This is a genomic window from Mycobacterium farcinogenes (assembly GCF_019739075.1).
GTDB lineage: Bacteria > Actinomycetota > Actinomycetes > Mycobacteriales > Mycobacteriaceae > Mycobacterium > Mycobacterium senegalense.
On record NZ_CP081673.1, the window covers coordinates 6190263 to 6206160 of the forward strand.

A 15898-nucleotide genomic window follows, 5' to 3' on the forward strand; every position below is an offset into this window, starting at 1 on the left:
CAGTGGGGTACATGCCTCAGCGCATCGAGAGGACGGCCCGGAAACGGACCGTCGCGTTCATCATCTTGTCGTAGGCCTCACGCGCCTTCTCGAGTGGAAAGACCTCGATCATGGGCCGCGCTTCGGTCAAGACGCTGTATTTGATCGCTTCGGCCATCGCATCGACGTCGGTGAATGTGCCCTTGACAGTGGCCTGCCCACGAAGGAAGTCCAGGGCCGACCAGCCGATGGGCTCGTCGGACACCGCGGCGAGGACGAGCTCACCGTTGGGAGCCAGACCGCCGATCAACGCTGCGATGGCATCAGGGTTCGGTGCGGTGGCCACGATGACCGTCGCACCACCGAGGGCAGTCAACTGCTCGGCGACATCACCGGCCGCCGCGTCGATGTAGTGGTGTGCACCGAGTTGACGGGCAAGCTCTGCCTTGTCGGCACCGCGGGAGATGGCGGCCACCTCATAACCGGCCTTGCGCGCGTACTGCACGGCGAGGTGACCCAATCCGCCGATACCGGACACGGCAACCAGGTCGCCCATCTGGGCCTTGCTGTTCTTCAGCGCGCTGAACACGGTCTCGCCGGCGCACAGGATGGGAGCTGCTTCCTCCGGGGAGATGCCGTCCGGGATCTCGACGAGACCCTCAGGGAACGCGACCATGTACTCGGCATAGCCGCCGTCCATCGTCATGCCCGTCGTATTGTCTTGGCCGCCATGCCAACCGATACCGACCCGCTGGCCGACCTCCCAGCCTTCGACCTGCTCGCCGAGCGTGTCGATGATGCCGACAACCTCATGTCCGGGGATGCGTGGGTAGGCCGAAGCCCACCCGTCCACAATCTTCGCCTCACCATGACAGACGCCGCACGCCTCAACCTTGATGCGCACCTGCCCGGCCATGGGCTCCGGCACCGGAAGCTCGTTGAGTTCCAACGGCTTCCCCTCGGCGGGAACCTGGACGGCCATCATTGTTGTCATCGTCGCTATTCCTTGTTCTCTCACGTCCGCGCGGCGCGCGTCACGACACGGTCTGTCTCGTCGACCGTTCGACGTTCTCACTCCGCAAGCCGTGCAGGGTTGCCTGTTCCTGGCCGGGGAATGCACGATTCTGCTCGCGACCGCCCCGTGAAATAGCAGCAATCGTCAGTTGTTTTGACGCCCAGGCTTATCTGCCAAGTGATGCAGGCGTTCCTGGAGGCTCGCGATGTCTTGACGCGGCGGCTTTCCGAACTCGCGACGGTACTCACGGCTGAACTGCGAGGCGCTTTCGTACCCGACGTGCACCGCGACATCCGTGACGCTCATCGTCCCGACGAGCAACAACCGACGAGCCTCGGTCAACCGCAACTGTTTCTGGCACTGCAGCGGGCCCATCTGCACGGCATTCTTGAACTTGCGGTGGAAGGCCGACGGGCTCATATCGCTTTGCCGTGCCAGTGCCTCGACGGTGAATGCTCGCTTGTAGTTGCGTTTTATCCAGGCGTTGACGTAGTACATCTCAGCAGCATCCTGGAGATTCGTCACTGCGCTGACGATCGCCCGCCCCTGCGCACCGGTGACCAACCGGTAGATGACCTCACGCTTCAAATGGCGCGCCATGAAATCGACGTCGTCCGGATTCTCGTGCAGTCCGACCAGGCGGCCGACGCTGTCCAACAGTCGCTCGTCAATCCCGAGACCCTGGCCCGGGTCGCCGTTGCCGATGAATACGGTGCCGGGGAGTCCGTCGTCGAATTCCAGGAGCACCGAGGCGACTTCGTCGAGAGTGAACTCGACCAACAGTGCCACCAACGGTCGCTCGGCGATGTACCCGTGAGCCGGGGTGTCGATCTCTGACACTACGAAGTGCCCGGGCCCGATCTGCCGGATTCCGTCGTGTTGGTGCAGCGTGAGCGATCCATCAAGAACTAGGTACAAGAAGGGGCTCTGGATGCTGGGCATCTGGACGGCATCACCGTTGTGCCGATGCACGGATACCCCCGGTAGCAGGACGTTCATGTTCGACGTGTCATGTTCTTTGTCGAGAACGGCACTTCGGAGCGCTTGTAGGGCCGCGTTGGCGGACGAACTCATTGCCGCTCCTCGGTCGACGCCAGGTCTGCTCATTCGCATGCAAGCGTACGACGGTACTTTGCGGCGCCGCCGGTATCGGTTCTCAGACCGCTTGGCCAATGCCACAGCTACGACGCGTCTCCGTCCACCCCTTGTCACATAACGCTACGGGCAGTAGCGTAACGCCGCGTGACCCGGAGTTTCCACGTCGGCCAGCCGTTCACCACGCCCGATGCCGAGATCGCGACGGCATTGGAGCAGGTCAGCATCCCGACCCTGCTGCTCTCACTCGTGCACATCACCGGCGATGCGCGCTACATCCGCGAGTTCAAGCAGGCCGGGCTGTTCCTCAACGAGGTCCAGGGCTTCATGAGCGAGGAGGACAAGGCACGGGTCCGCGAGGTCGCGTTGCCGGTGATCGCCGACTACCGCGACCGCGGGTGCCCGGTGCCCGAGCCGCTGCCCGCCGAGCTGGTTCGGGAGATGATGGACTGGGCGGCCTGCGAGCCGGTCGATGACGACAACGTGCCGCTGATGCTCGAAGAACTCGACCTGGAGGGGGTTGATCCGCGCCGGCCGGCGACACTGGAGGACACGCGCGATTTCCGTGTCATCGTGATCGGCTGTGGCGAGTCCGGAGTGCTGGCCGGGGTGCGCCTCAAGCAGGCCGGCATCGACTTCACGATCATCGAGAAGAACGCCGGACCGGGCGGAACCTGGTGGGAGAACAGCTATCCCGGGGCCCGCGTGGACGTGGCCAACCACTTCTATTGCTACAGCTTCGAACCCAGCAACCACTGGGATCACTTCTTCGCCGAGCAACCCGAGCTGCGCCAGTACTTCCGTGACGTGGTGGACCGCCACGAGCTGGAACCGAACATCCGGTGGAACACCGAGGTGGTCTCCGCGGCGTGGGACGGCGAGATGTGGAACGTCACGGTGCGTTCGGCGGCCGGCACGGAGATCCTGCGGGCCAACGCCGTCATCACCGCCGTCGGACAGCTCAACCGACCCCAGATCCCAGACTTCCCCGGCGCGGAAACCTTTGCGGGACCGGCCTTTCACTCCGCCGCATGGGACCACGACGTCGACGTCACCGGCAAGCGGGTCGCGCTGATCGGGGCCGGCGCCAGCGGCTTCCAGATCGCGCCGGCCATCGCCGACAAGGTCGAGCACCTCACCGTCTTTCAGCGCACCGCGCAGTGGATGTTCCCCAACCCGATGTACCACGAGCCCGTCGCCGATGGTGTCCGCTGGGCAATGGAACACCTGCCGTACTACGGCCGCTGGTACCGCTTCCTGCTGCTGTGGCCCGGAGCTGACAAGGGCTTGGACGCCGCACGGGTCGACCCCGACTATGACGACCAGGGCAATGCGGTCAGCGAGATCAACGCCATCGCCCGCATCATGTTCACCGACTGGATCACCACCCAGGTCGGTGACGACCCCGAACTGCTGGCCAAGGTTATGCCGGACTATCCGGCGACCGGCAAGCGGACCCTGCAGGACAATGGCAGCTGGCTGAGCACCCTCAAACGCGACAACGTGGAGCTGATCCGCACCCCGATCGAACGCATCACGCCGACCGGGATCGTCACGGCCGACGGCCAGACATACGACGCCGATATCATCGTGTACGCCACAGGTTTTCGCGCCACGGACGTGCTGTTCCCGATGACCATCACCGGACGCGACGGCATCGACCTGCGCGACGCATGGGGGCAGCGCCCGTACGCCTATCGCGGCATCACGGTGCCGGGTTTCCCCAACTTCTTCATGACCTACGGCCCGGGTACTCATCTGGCCCACGGCGGCAGCCTGATCCTCAACTCCGAGCTGCAGATGCGCTACATCAATCAGTGCCTCGAACATCTCATCACCGAGGGTCTGCGGACCATGGAGCCGCTGCCCGAGCCGACCAAGGCGTGGCACCAGCGATCGCAGGAGGCGATCCGCCTCACCGTGTGGGCGCAACCGTCGATCAAACACTCGTATTTCAAGAATGCCGACGGCGAGATCCACACCGTCAGCCCGTGGCGGCTGAGCGAATACCGTTCAGCCATCAATGAACCCGTCTGGTCAGACTTCACAGTGCAGGAGGCATGAGCATGCGCGCGGTCGTCGTCGACAGTGCCGGAAAGATCCACGTCGAGTCTCGCCCGGACCCCGTCCTCCCCGGACCCGACGGTGCCATCGTCAAGGTCGAGGCCGCCTCGATCTGCGGATCGGACCTGCACTTCCTTGAGGGGCACTACCCGATCGTGGATCCGGTGTCGGTAGGGCATGAGGCCGTCGGCACGATCGTCGAAATCGGCACGGAGGTAACCGGATTCGACGTCGGTGACCGGGTTCTGGTCTCTTCGGTGGCTGGCTGCGGCCGTTGCGGCGGCTGCGCGACCCACGACCCTATCCGCTGCGTGCAGGGCCCACAGATCTTCGGCACCGGATTCCTCGGCGGCGCCCAGGCCGAACTCCTTGCCGTGCCGGCCGCCAATTTTCAACTGCTGAAGATGCCGGAGGGCATCAGCACCGAGCAAGCCCTCCTGCTCACCGACAACCTGGCCACCGGCTGGGCGGCGGCCAAACGCGCCGACATTCCCGTCGGCGGCTCCGTCGCCGTGATCGGCCTGGGCGCGGTCGGGATGTGTGCCCTGCGCAGTGCCATCACCCTCGGTGCGGCAAAGGTTTTCGCCGTCGACCCGGTGGAGGCTCGGCGCGAACGGGCGGAAGCCTCGGGCGCCATCACCTTCGCTCCACCATCGGCACAGGCGATCCGGGAGGCCACCGGCGGACTCGGGGTGGACTCCGTCATCGACGCGGTCGGCATGGACGCCTCGATCAACGACGCCATCGACGCCGCCCGCGCCGGCGGCACGGTGTCGATCGTCGGCGTGCATGACCTGCAGCCCTACCCGATGCCCGCCCTGGGCTGCCTGCTGCGCAGCCTGACCATCCGGTTCACCACCGCACCGGTGCAGCAGACCTGGCCGGAACTGATTCCGCTACTGCAGGCCGGCCGTCTCGACGTCGACGGAATCTTCACCACCACGATGGCGCTGGACGAGGCCGCAGACGGCTATGCCAGAGCGTTCTCTCGCTCGGGCGCGGATCTCAAAGTTCAGCTCAAGCCGTAGTCAAGCTCGAACCCACTGTCAATTTGCTGTGAGTTTCTTGAAAGCCTCACCATCCCAGCACAATTGGCTCGACATACAACACATCGTTGTTCTATGCAAATTTAGGTGAGTCGCTTCACAATCCGGAATTAATTCGCAGACAACGGAATAACCGCGGCCGGGTGGGCGGTTAAACGGACACGTGCGCCAACCGAACTCGATAGCCGACTGTCCGAACGCGGCGCCGCAGCGCCAGGCAATGCCTACAGCCCGCAGCGGGCGGCGCTGATGCGTCAAGGTCCACTCGCCGGCCGGTACCCCGCGGTGGCCGCCATGGTCACCCTGGCCTTGATCCCTTACCTGGCGCTGTCCGCCGCGGTCGATCCGCTGGTACCGATCATCTCGGCTCAACTGAACATGTCGACCCAGACGATGAGCCTGGGCTCGGGGCTGGGCAACGCTGCCTACGCCGTCGGCACCGTTCTCGCGGTCCAATTCGCCCAGCACCTGCCTCAGCGCCGGATGCTGCTGGCGTATGCGGTGGTCCTGGTCGTGGGCTCGGTGCTGGCCGCATCGGCGGTCAACGGGACGATGTTCATCTGCGGTCACATCCTGCAAGGGCTGGCCACCAGCATGCTGCTGATCGCCGCCGCACCGCCCCTGACCATCGGCTTTCCTCGAGACAAGCTGCGCAACACCGCCGTGATCATGAACATGTGCGTGTTCGGGGCCGTCGCGCTGGGCCCGTTCATCGGCGGTGTCCAAGCTGAGACCGACGCCTGGCGTCCACTGTTCTGGATCGTCGCCGGAATCGCCTTCTTGGCCTTGGTCATGGCGGCCCTGACGTTCGAAGATGCACCGCCTGCCGACCTCGATGCGCCGCGTGACCTCCGCGCCATCGGTCTGGCCTCGGTCGGCTGCGCTGCCGCCTTCATCGGCGCCTCCCAACTCACCAGCCATGCGTTCACCGACCCGGCGGTGATCGTGCCGATGCTCGGCGGCCTGGCACTGATCGTGGTGCTGATCGTGTACCAGTTCAAGGCCCCTCGCCCGCTGCTGACCGTCCGCACCATGCTGACCAGTTCGATTCCCGTCGCCGGGGTCGGTGTCGCGTTGTTCGCGGCGGCCGCGTCGGTGGCGGCTACCGCGCTGACGGCCGAGGTCTTCATGCAGACCTACAGTCCCGTTCAGGTCGGGCTGCTCTACCTGCCGGAACTCGGTGGCGCCATCGTGATGGCCTTCGTGTTCGGGTCCGTCATCTCCAAGCGCTCGATGCACTACCTTCCGCTGGTCGGCATGGGACTGCTGGCCGCGGGCATCGTGATGTTCCGGCTCGCGATACCGGCGAACCAACCGCTCGCTCTCATCGCCTCGGCGCTGACCGGGCTGGCGTTGGGCGCCACGGTGGCTCCCGCATTGTTCGTCGCCGGCTTCTCCCTGCAGTCGAACAGCCTTCAGCGCGTGTTCGCGATCATCGAGCTGCTGCGAGCCGTCGCGGCCTTCATGGTGGCGCCGATCTTCGCCCACTTCGCGGCCACCGCAGCGGGCGGTCTGACCGCGGGCGCGGGCGATGCCCTGTGGGTCGGATTCGGGCTGTCGATCGGAGGTGCCCTCTTCGGGGTGGCCGTCTACGCGCTCAGCGGCGCGCGCCCCCAGAAGCCGGACCTCGACCAGTTCCTCGATGGTGAATCGCCGGCCTGGTATTCGCCGCCGCTGCTCGCCCGGCTCCGTCCCGGCCTGTCCGCGCCGCACACCCCCGCCGGCGCTGCCCATCGGGATACGCCGATCGCACCGGTCGTCGAGCCCACCTCTCCGGGACCGGTACTGCTCGCCTACGACGGAACGGCCCGCGCCGCCTCCGCGATCGAACAGGCCGCGACCGAGCTCTCAGGTCAGCGCGACGCTCTGGTGGTGTGCGTCTGGCAACCCGTCGACGTCGGCTTCACGCCGGCCGAGGCCACGCACTTCGACGCCGATCAGGCCACCGAAGTACGCCGGGTCGCCCAGCAGACGGCGGCACACGGCGCGTCGCTGGCCACCCGGGCCGGATTCTCGGCGGAGGCGATAGCCGTCGAAGCGGCACCGATTTGGAAGGGCATCGTCGAGACTGCGCGCGAGCACAACGCAAGCCTCATCGTGGTGGGCCCGCACCGGCGCAACGGATTGCTGGGCCATTTGGAGGGCAGTGTGGCGGCCGCTGTCGTCGCGCACGCCACGACGCCGGTCCTGGTCATCCCGGAGAAATGCCGACGTTCATCCTGCGCAGAAGGCGCGGCCCAGTCGAACTCTCACGCCGTGTCCGCAGGATCAACAGGGGATCGCGAGTAGTTACGCAGGTTGTCGCGCAGCGTGGAAACACCACGCTGCATGGTCTTGAGCTCGTCCGGTGACAGGCCGGTCGCCGCGACGAGGTCCATCTCGAAGGCCAGCTCGCGCAGCTCCCGGCCGGCGTCGGTGAGGCTGACGATCACCTGACGCTCGTCGCTCGGATCACGATGCCGCGTCACGTATCCGAGCGCCTCGAGCTTCTTCAGGATCGGGGTCAGCGTGTTGGACTCCAGGAACAGCTTTTCCCCCAAGCTGCCCACGGTCTGTTGGTCCTGCTCCGAGAGTGCGACGATCGCGATGTACTGCGTGTACGTGATGCCTTTGGCATCCAGGATCGGCTTGTAAGCCTTGCCGTACGCCAAGTTGGCCGAGTAGACGGCAAAGCACAGGAAGTCCGCGAGCTGTGGGCGACGAGGTGCCATACCAAATTATATCGGATCCGATTCAATCGGATGGGATGAAAAGCCGGGCATCCGACGTTCACCTCTAACGCGTCCAATTGCACAGGACCATCCACCCGAAGGAGAACCGCAGTGACCACCAGCCAGACCGACAACGTCCTCTACACCGCACAGACCCACACCACCGGCGGCCGGCAGGGCGAGTCCTACAGCTCCGACGGCAACCTGGACATCCAGCTCACCCCGCCCGGAGGCAACGGCACCGGCACCAACCCCGAGCAGCTGTTCGCGGCCGGTTGGTCGGCGTGCTTCCTGAGCGCCATGGGACTGACCGCGGGCAAGCACAATGTGAAGCTGCCCGCCGAGACCGCGGTGGATGCAGAAGTAGACCTGCTCAACACCGACGGCGCGTTCTCCCTGCGGGTCCGGCTCAACGTCACCATCCCCGGGGTCGATCGCGAGACCGCCCAAGCCATCGCCGATGACGCACACCAGGTCTGCCCGTACTCGAAGGCAACCCGCGGCAACATCGACGTCACCATCAGCGTGGCCTGACCCGTAGAGGCCGGCCGGGTTTACTCCTTCATGTCCAGCACCGGTGTCGGCTGCTGGAAACCGCGGGTAACCCCGGCCAGCCACACGAATCCCACTGCCAGCCAACACAACCCGACGATCAAGGTGAACCCGGACAAACTCGTCCACAACCACACGGTCAGCAGGAAGCCGATCAGCGGCAGCACCAGGTTGCGGATCACCTCGATGCCTTGCCGCTTCCCCTGGTCGACGAAGTAGTGCTTGATCACCGAGAGGTTGACGACCGAGAACGCCACCAGCGCACCGAAACTGATGAGTGAAGCCAGCGTGGTCAGCGAGATCACGATGGCCAGCAGCGACACCACCGACACCGCCAGGATCGCATACACCGGAGTGGCGAACCGCGCCGCGACGTGGCCGAAGAACTGCCGGGGTAAGACCCCGTCGCGGCCCATCGCATACAGGATTCGGGCCACCGAGGCCTGCGAAGTGATAGCCGAGCCGAGCGCGCCGGCCACATAGGCCGCGGTGAAGAAGGTCTGCAGGAATTGCCCGCCCGCGGTCAGCATCAGGTCCAGGGACCCGGACTCGACGTCGGCGAACTGATTGGACGGAAACACCAACTGGCCGAGATAGGACAGCACGACAAAGATCGCACCCGACACCAGTGTGGCGATCATGATTGCCTGCGGCACAGACCGTTTGGGATCCTTGGCCTCCTCGGACAACGTCGACACCGCGTCGAACCCCAAAAACGACAGGCACAGGATGGCCGCACCGGCCAGCACCGGGCTGAACCCGGTCTCACTGCCGTCCCCGTGGATCGGCGCCATCAGGTCGAGGTTGCCCAGGCTGAAAACCTTGGAGCAAGCCAACACCAGGAACGTGACGATGAAGATCGCCTGTACCGCGATGATGACGAAGTTCGCCCTGGCCACCGACACGATGCCGACGACATTGAGCACCGTCACCGCGGCGATGGACACGACGATGAAGACCCAGGCCGGGATCGCCGGCAGCGCGGCGTTCAGGTAGATCCCGATCACCAAATAGTTGATCATCGGCAGGAACAGGTAATCCAGCAGCAAGGACCATCCGGCCAGGAATCCGACCGGGGCACCGAACGACTTCTGGGTGTACGTGTACGCCGAGCCCGCGACCGGAAAAGCAACCGCCATCGCGGCATAGGACCGGGCGGTGAACACCATCGCGGCCAGCGTCACCAGATACGCGACCGACAATCGGCCACCGGTGGTCTGGGTGACGATGCCGTAGGTGGTGAACACCGTGAGCGGCACCATGTAGACCAGACCGAACAGCACCAACGATGGCAGCCCCAGGGCACGGCGCAGCCGCCCCTCGGTCACTTCAGCCACATCGGACATGCCAGTTCCTCTCATTCCGCGGCCGAATAGACCTGCGTGCCCTGTAGATAGGTGGCGCGCACCGTCACCGCCGGAAGCTCCGACGCTGCGACATACCGTGGGTCCCGGTCCAGCCACACCAGATCAGCACTCACGCCGGGCGCGAAGCTGCCCCAATTGTCTTCCGCGAACGCCTGATACGCCACGGCCGTGGTGTAGGACGACAGGGCGTGCTCGATCGGAAGGACCTCGTGCGGCGTCCAGCCACCCGCAGGCTGTCCTTCAGACGTGCATCGCGAGACGGCCACGGCGATACCGTCCAGTGGCGCACCCGAGGACACGGGCCAGTCCGAACCGAACGCCAGTGCCGCACCGGAGCTCTCCAGTGTGCGCATCCGGTACTGCCGATCGGCCCGCTGCGCTCCGAGCCGGGGGATCGTGAGCACCGTCATCAAGGCGTCCAGCTGCGCCCACAGCGGCTGCATGTTCGGGATGACCCCGAGTTCGGCGAACCGGCCCAGATCGGCGTCGTCCACCAACTGTGCGTGCGCGATCACAGGCCGGCGATCCCGCGGACCATTGTGCCGCACAACGTATTCGATGGCGTCCAGGGCCTGGCGGACCGCGGCGTCACCGATGGCGTGGATGTGGATCTGCAGGCCCAGGTCGTCGACTTGTTTGGCCGCCTCGGCCAGCGCGTTGCCCTGCCACAGCTGCATACCGTGTGAGTGCAGACCCGAGCAGTAGGGCTCCAGCAGCGCCCCGGTCTCGTTCTCGACCACGCCGTCGGCGAAGAACTTCACCGTGTTCGCGGTCAGCAGCGGCGAACCCGCGGCGTGCACGCGATCCCGGGCGGCGGCGTATTGGGTTACCTGTGTGTCGAAGTGGCGCGGATCGGCATAGAACGCCAGGTTGAACCGCATCCGCAGGGCGCCTTGCCGAGCGGCCGCAAGGTAGGTGTCCAGCTCGGTCGGCTCGACCCACGCGTCCTGAACCCAGGTCACACCGCGGGCCAGGTAGTAATCGGCAGCCGTGCCCAGCGCCGCGACGCGGACCGCCTCGTCACGCGCCGGCATGACCGCGGTCATCAGATCGGTCGCACCCCATTCCCGCAGCGTGCCCAGCGGTGAGCCATCCGCCCGACGCGGAATCTCACCGAGCACGGGTTCCGGGGTGTCCGCGGTGATCCCGGCGCGTTGCAGCGCCACCGAGTTGACCCAGAGCGTGTGATAGTCCCAGGCGCGCAACACCACGGGCCGGTCCGGGACCGCGGCGTCGAGCCAGCGGGCGTCGAACAAACCGTCCGGCGCGAGGCTGCCGTCGTACGAGGCACCGACGATCCACTCCTGGTCGGGGTTCGCGTCGGCGTACTCCTTCACCGCCGACACGATCTCGTCAACCGATCGGCAGGGCCGAACCTGGGGGCCGGTGGCTTCCAAACCGCCGAACAGCGGGTGGGCATGGCCGTCACCGAATGACGGCATCAGGAATCCGCCTTCGAGGTCGACCTTCCGGTCGGCCGCCGATGCCAACGCTTCGGCGCCCACGGCCTGCACAACCCCATCGGCGATCAGCAGCGCATCGGTGGTCGTCGTCGGCGTCCAGACGACGCCGCCGTGGAAGAGAGTGGTCATGCGGCTCCTAAAGCGAATGGAATTCGTTTATTGTGTGATGCAGGCCACCAGTTGTAAAGCGGTGAGACGAAATTTAGGGGGAGACAGTCATGGGGCGTCCATCGATACCGATCCTGTCAATGGACCGGATTGCCAGTGCGGCAATGGATCTCGTCAACACGACGGGTGGATTCACCATCCCGGAACTCGCCCGCAGACTCAAGGTCAGCCCGTCATCGCTGTACAACCACGTGTCCGGGCGCGAGCAGATCGTCGAACTGCTCCGCGAACGGGCGATGTCGGAGGTGGCACTGCCCGACCTCGACGCCGACCGGCCATGGGCCGACATCCTGGCCGACATCATGCGCTCCTACCGCAATAGCTTCGCCCGCTACCCGCGGCTGATTCCGCTGCTCACCGCCCATGCCGTCAACAGCAGCCAGGCCCTCACGATGTACAACGCGCTGGCGGTGACCCTGCACCGGGCCGGGTTCAGCCCCACCGACACGCTGCGGATCATCACCTTGGTCGACAACTACGTGCTGGGATCGGCCCTCGACCTCACCGCACCGGACCAACCATGGGAATCCGGCGCCGCCGTCGGCCCCGAGCTGACCGCCGCGCTCGCCACCGGCGCACCCCGGCCTGCGCGAGCCGACGATGCGTTCGAGTACGGACTGGCGGTGCTGCTACGCGGGCTGGCTCAGCCGTAGCCGGCTAACCGCCGCAGCGGTTACGGAAATCGATCGCCGGCTGACGAATGCCCGTCAGCTCGGCTTTGATCTGGGGTTTGTCCTCAAGATAGACCCGCACCGAATCGGCCATCTGCTCGTTCGACTGTCCCTTGAGACTGGTGAAGAACGCGTTGACGTCGGGATGAGTGAACAGATAGGCCGAGGTGGACGCGCGGACGCCGGCCATCACGCCGGCCAGGTCGGCAGCAGTGCAGTTCGGCTCTTCTGCCGCAGCGACAGGTGCACCAATAGCCAAGAGCGACAAGCTGATTGCACTTGCGGCGATCACACGGGAGAACATCGTGGCTCCTAAGTCGACTCGGATAACTGCACTACGGCTCACGGACGCCCGGGGCGCCAACCACCACCGCCACCACCGCCGCCGTTGTCGGGGCGACCGGGATCGAGATTGATCTCCAAGCCCCAATCGCCGCAGTACCAGTCGTTGGCACAGGGATACGGATAGTAGGGACCCGCCTTCGGGGGCGTCGGCCCGCCACCGCGCACGTTGCCCTGCGCACACACCGTGGAACCACCGGCGTCGACGCAATCAGCGGCGGCGGGCGGTGCAACGGCGATGGCGATCGGCACGGTCAATCCGGCCAGGCCGAGTAATGCTGGACGCCACATGCTCCGCATGACCACTCCTCAGTAGGTCCCCGTGAGCCGAGAATAAATCCCGAGGACGCCCTATATGCGGGATCGACAATAACCGGTCCTCTTCCAGAACGCACGTCGTTCGTAACCGGTTGCATTCGCATAGATCGCAAGGCTCCCCGCCGGATTCGGCCCGGCCTAGCCTCACGCGCGTGAACGAAGACTGGCTGGCCGTGATCGTCGGCCTCACCCTACTCACCCTCGTGCTCGTCGGTGCGATCCCCGGCAGCGTGATTCCATGACCAGCACCGAAGAACGCTCCGAGCAGCGCTCGGCCAAGATCGGTTATGCCGTCGCCGGTGTACTCGTGGTCATCGCGCTGGGTGCGGCAACCCGCTTCCTGGAGACCCAGGTTCCCCACTGGGCCGCTGGAACCGCGTTGGCCAAGGTCGCGAAATCGGTCGAATTCCCGGTCTACGCAATCGCTCTCGGGCTGATCGGCAACGCGATACTGGCCCGGTTCGCGTTGCGAGACGCGCTGTCCCAGGGGTTTCGCACCGAATTCTTCATCAAGACCGGTTTGGTCCTACTGGGGGCATCGATCAACCTGAAGGTGCTCGCCACCGCTGCAGGACCGGCGATCATCCAAGCCCTGCTGCTGATTTCGGTCGTATTCGGGTTCACCTGGTGGCTGGGCGGGCGGCTCGGCCTCGACGACAAGCTTCGTGCACTGCTGGCTTCGGCAGTCTCCATCTGCGGGGTGAGTGCGGCCATCGCGGCGGCGGGCGCGGTCCAGGCCCGCAAGGAGCAACTGGCCTATGCCGCGTCGCTGGTCATCGTGTTCGCCCTGCCCTCGATCTTCCTGCTGCCGTGGCTGGCCGACGTGTTCGGGCTGTCCGATGCGGTCGCCGGCGCGTGGATCGGAGGCAACATCGACACCACCGCGGCCGTGGCCGCCGCGGGCACGATCGCCGGGGAGAACGCCCTGCAGATCGCCACGATCGTCAAAACCACGCAGAACGCGCTGATCGGCATCGTCGCCATCGCCCTCACCGCGTACTTCGCCCTGAAGGTCGAGCGCCAGTCCGACACACCCGACCCGGCGGTGGCACGCCCGTCCCTGCGCGAATTCTGGGACCGCTTCCCCAAATTCGTGCTCGGCTTCCTCGCCGCGTCGGTGATCGGCACGCTGTATCTCCAGTTCGCGGCCGACGGCAAAACCGCGATCGCCACCGTCAACGACCTACGGACCTGGTTCCTGATCTTTGCGTTCGTGGCCATCGGGCTGGAGTTCTCCCTTCGCGGTCTCAAGGAAGCCGGTTGGCGGCCCATCGTGCTGTTCGCGGCCGCGACCGTCGTCAACATCGTGGTGGCCTTGGGGTTGGCCTCGCTGTTGTTCGGCGGTTTGTTCGGCAGCTTCGGCGGGAGCTAGCCGTTACCCTGGCTAAGTGCCGACAACCTGGTCACGGCGAGGGTTTTTCACGGTCACCGCAACGATGGCCCTGGTCGCCGCATGTAGCACGCAAAAGCCTGGCGAAGTCAGGAAAGACGGTTCGGTGACCGTCCGCCACCTCTTCGGCGACACCAACATTCCGGGTCCGCCGAAGAGGGTGGTCAGCGCCGGGTTCACCGAACAGGACGACCTGCTGGCCCTCGGTGTCGTTCCGGTCGCCACCACGGAGTGGTTCGGGGGCGAGCCGTACGCGGTGTGGCCCTGGGCGCAACCGAGACTCGGCGGCGCCCAGCCCACCGTGCTCAACCTGACCGACGGCATCCAGGTCGACCAGATCAAGGAGCTCACGCCGGACCTGATCGTGGCCGCCAACGCCGGGCTCGACGCCGACACCTACGCCAAGCTCTCCGAGATCGCCCCGACCATCGCACAGTCCGGGCCCGACGCGTTCTTCGAACCGTGGCGCGACCAGGCCACCCTGATCGGCCAGGCCCTGTTCCAGAAGGACGCGATGGCAGGGTTGATCACCGGGGTGGACGACAAGTTCAAGGCAGTGGCCACCAACAACCCGCGTTTCGCCGGCAAGAAGGCCATGCTGCTGAGCGGCACGTTGTTCCGCGACAGTGTGCAGGCACAGACCGGGTGGCGCACCGAGTTCCTCACCCAGATGGGCTTCGCCGTACCGCAGACACCCGCACTGATCCCGCGCGCGGACATCGCCTCAGTACTCGACGCCGCCGATGTCCTGATCTGGACCACCGAAAGCGACCAGGAGCGCGACGCCCTGCTGGCCGACCCGGCGATCGCCGAGCTGCGGGCGACCACCCGCAAGCGGCACGTCTTCACCCCCAAAGACCTGGCCGGCGCCATCGCCTTCGCGTCGCCACTGTCCTACCCCGTGGTGGCCGACCAGCTGCCGCCCCTGCTCGACCAGGCACTGACCTGACAAGATGACCGGGTGACAAGCACCCAGCAGAACCCCGAGCACCGCGGCACCGCCATCGTGGGCTCGGCCTACTATCCGGTGCTCGTCGCGATCTTCACCGCACTGGTGATCATCTCCAATGTCACCGCCACCAAGGGGGTCGCGTTCGGGCCGATCATCACCGACGGCGGCTTCATCGTCTTCCCGCTCACCTATGTGATCGGCGACGTGCTCTCCGAGGTGTACGGATTCAAGGCCGCCCGGCGCGCCATCTTCCTCGGATTCTCGATGAATGCCCTTGCCGCACTGGCATTCTGGGTCACGATCTACCTGCCCGCAGCGGACTTCTACACCAACCAGGAGCACTTCGAGAACGTCGTCGGTGCCTACACCCAGTTGATCGTGGCGGGCCTGGCCGGCTTCATCGTCGGGCAGACCATCAACGCCTGGGTCGTGGTCGCCATCAAAGAACGGACCAAGGAAAAGCACCTGTGGGCCCGGCTCATTGGCTCCACGTTCGCCGGCCAACTCGGGGACACGCTGGTCTTCTGCGCCATCGCGGCCGGCGCGATCGGCATCAGCACCTTCGGCGACTTCGTCACCTACACCGCGCTGGGCTGGGTCTACAAGACCGCGGTCGAGGTGATCATGCTGCCGGTCACCTACCGCGTGATCGCTTCGATCAAGCGCCGCGAGCCCACGTATCAGCTCGCCGTGTGAGGCTTCGATAAGGCACCTCTGGCAAGGTTCATAGAGCCGGAGCTTTCTTAGCTACCGACGGGTAGCTTC

15 protein-coding genes are annotated in these 15898 nt (G+C 65.5%); 8 read left to right on the forward strand and 7 right to left on the reverse strand.

What is annotated here, in order from left to right; genetic code table 11:
- Nucleotides 1-16: 16 nt before the first annotated feature.
- Both K6L26_RS29605 and K6L26_RS29610 read right to left on the reverse strand, forming a co-directional pair.
- Nucleotides 17-973 (reverse strand): zinc-binding dehydrogenase, encoded by a 957-nt coding sequence (locus K6L26_RS29605; RefSeq protein ID WP_085142863.1) that lies wholly within the window; start codon nucleotides 971-973, stop codon nucleotides 17-19.
- Between the two features lie 165 nt (nucleotides 974-1138).
- Nucleotides 1139-2068, reverse strand: a complete 930-nt coding sequence (locus tag K6L26_RS29610; RefSeq protein WP_221852312.1) for a helix-turn-helix transcriptional regulator — start codon at nucleotides 2066-2068, stop codon at nucleotides 1139-1141.
- Between the two features lie 168 nt (nucleotides 2069-2236).
- Between K6L26_RS29610 and K6L26_RS29615 the strand changes: the two genes are divergently transcribed.
- From K6L26_RS29615 to K6L26_RS29625, 3 genes are all read left to right on the forward strand, one after another.
- Complete coding sequence (locus K6L26_RS29615) at nucleotides 2237-4153, forward strand: flavin-containing monooxygenase (protein ID WP_221852314.1); 1917 nt, start codon at nucleotides 2237-2239, stop codon at nucleotides 4151-4153.
- Nucleotides 4154-4155: 2 nt separating this feature from the next.
- Nucleotides 4156-5181 (forward strand): alcohol dehydrogenase catalytic domain-containing protein, encoded by a 1026-nt coding sequence (locus K6L26_RS29620; protein WP_221853495.1) that lies wholly within the window; start codon nucleotides 4156-4158, stop codon nucleotides 5179-5181.
- Between the two features lie 267 nt (nucleotides 5182-5448).
- The gene (locus K6L26_RS29625; protein ID WP_081281807.1) at nucleotides 5449-7488 is read left to right on the forward strand and encodes an MFS transporter; all 2040 of its coding nucleotides are present in this window, start codon (nucleotides 5449-5451) and stop codon (nucleotides 7486-7488) included.
- On the opposite strand, the gene K6L26_RS29630 is transcribed toward K6L26_RS29625, so the two are convergent.
- A complete protein-coding gene (locus K6L26_RS29630) occupies nucleotides 7449-7910 on the reverse strand; it encodes a MarR family winged helix-turn-helix transcriptional regulator (protein WP_064896140.1) in 462 nt (153 codons plus the stop codon). The two genes, K6L26_RS29625 and K6L26_RS29630, sit on opposite strands and share 40 nt — an antisense overlap.
- A gap of 111 nt (nucleotides 7911-8021) precedes the next feature.
- Between K6L26_RS29630 and K6L26_RS29635 the strand changes: the two genes are divergently transcribed.
- A complete protein-coding gene (locus tag K6L26_RS29635) occupies nucleotides 8022-8444 on the forward strand; it encodes an organic hydroperoxide resistance protein (RefSeq protein ID WP_036390403.1) in 423 nt (140 codons plus the stop codon).
- A 20-nt stretch (nucleotides 8445-8464) separates the two neighbouring features.
- Here the strand turns inward: K6L26_RS29635 and K6L26_RS29640 are convergent, their stop codons facing one another.
- Complete coding sequence (locus K6L26_RS29640; protein WP_019346025.1) at nucleotides 8465-9808, reverse strand: APC family permease; 1344 nt, start codon at nucleotides 9806-9808, stop codon at nucleotides 8465-8467.
- 11 nt (nucleotides 9809-9819) lie between these two features.
- Complete coding sequence (locus K6L26_RS29645; RefSeq protein WP_064896141.1) at nucleotides 9820-11421, reverse strand: amidohydrolase; 1602 nt, start codon at nucleotides 11419-11421, stop codon at nucleotides 9820-9822.
- Nucleotides 11422-11510: 89 nt separating this feature from the next.
- Between K6L26_RS29645 and K6L26_RS29650 the strand changes: the two genes are divergently transcribed.
- Complete coding sequence (locus K6L26_RS29650) at nucleotides 11511-12113, forward strand: TetR/AcrR family transcriptional regulator (protein ID WP_043368973.1); 603 nt, start codon at nucleotides 11511-11513, stop codon at nucleotides 12111-12113.
- 4 nt (nucleotides 12114-12117) lie between these two features.
- On the opposite strand, the gene K6L26_RS29655 is transcribed toward K6L26_RS29650, so the two are convergent.
- Nucleotides 12118-12435, reverse strand: a complete 318-nt coding sequence (locus K6L26_RS29655; protein WP_064896143.1) for a heme-binding protein — start codon at nucleotides 12433-12435, stop codon at nucleotides 12118-12120.
- A gap of 38 nt (nucleotides 12436-12473) precedes the next feature.
- A complete protein-coding gene (locus K6L26_RS29660) occupies nucleotides 12474-12764 on the reverse strand; it encodes a hypothetical protein (RefSeq protein WP_043370346.1) in 291 nt (96 codons plus the stop codon).
- Between the two features lie 265 nt (nucleotides 12765-13029).
- On the opposite strand from K6L26_RS29660, the gene K6L26_RS29665 reads away from it, so the two are divergent.
- From K6L26_RS29665 to K6L26_RS29675, 3 genes are read left to right on the forward strand one after another with little or no spacing between them, the layout of a single operon-like run.
- Nucleotides 13030-14163, forward strand: a complete 1134-nt coding sequence (locus K6L26_RS29665; protein WP_019347984.1) for a YeiH family protein — start codon at nucleotides 13030-13032, stop codon at nucleotides 14161-14163.
- Nucleotides 14164-14179: 16 nt separating this feature from the next.
- On the forward strand, nucleotides 14180-15130 hold the full coding sequence (locus K6L26_RS29670) for an ABC transporter substrate-binding protein (protein WP_043370344.1): 951 nt from the start codon (nucleotides 14180-14182) through the stop codon (nucleotides 15128-15130).
- Between the two features lie 12 nt (nucleotides 15131-15142).
- Nucleotides 15143-15829, forward strand: a complete 687-nt coding sequence (locus K6L26_RS29675; protein ID WP_019347982.1) for a queuosine precursor transporter — start codon at nucleotides 15143-15145, stop codon at nucleotides 15827-15829.
- Nucleotides 15830-15898 lie beyond the last annotated feature (69 nt).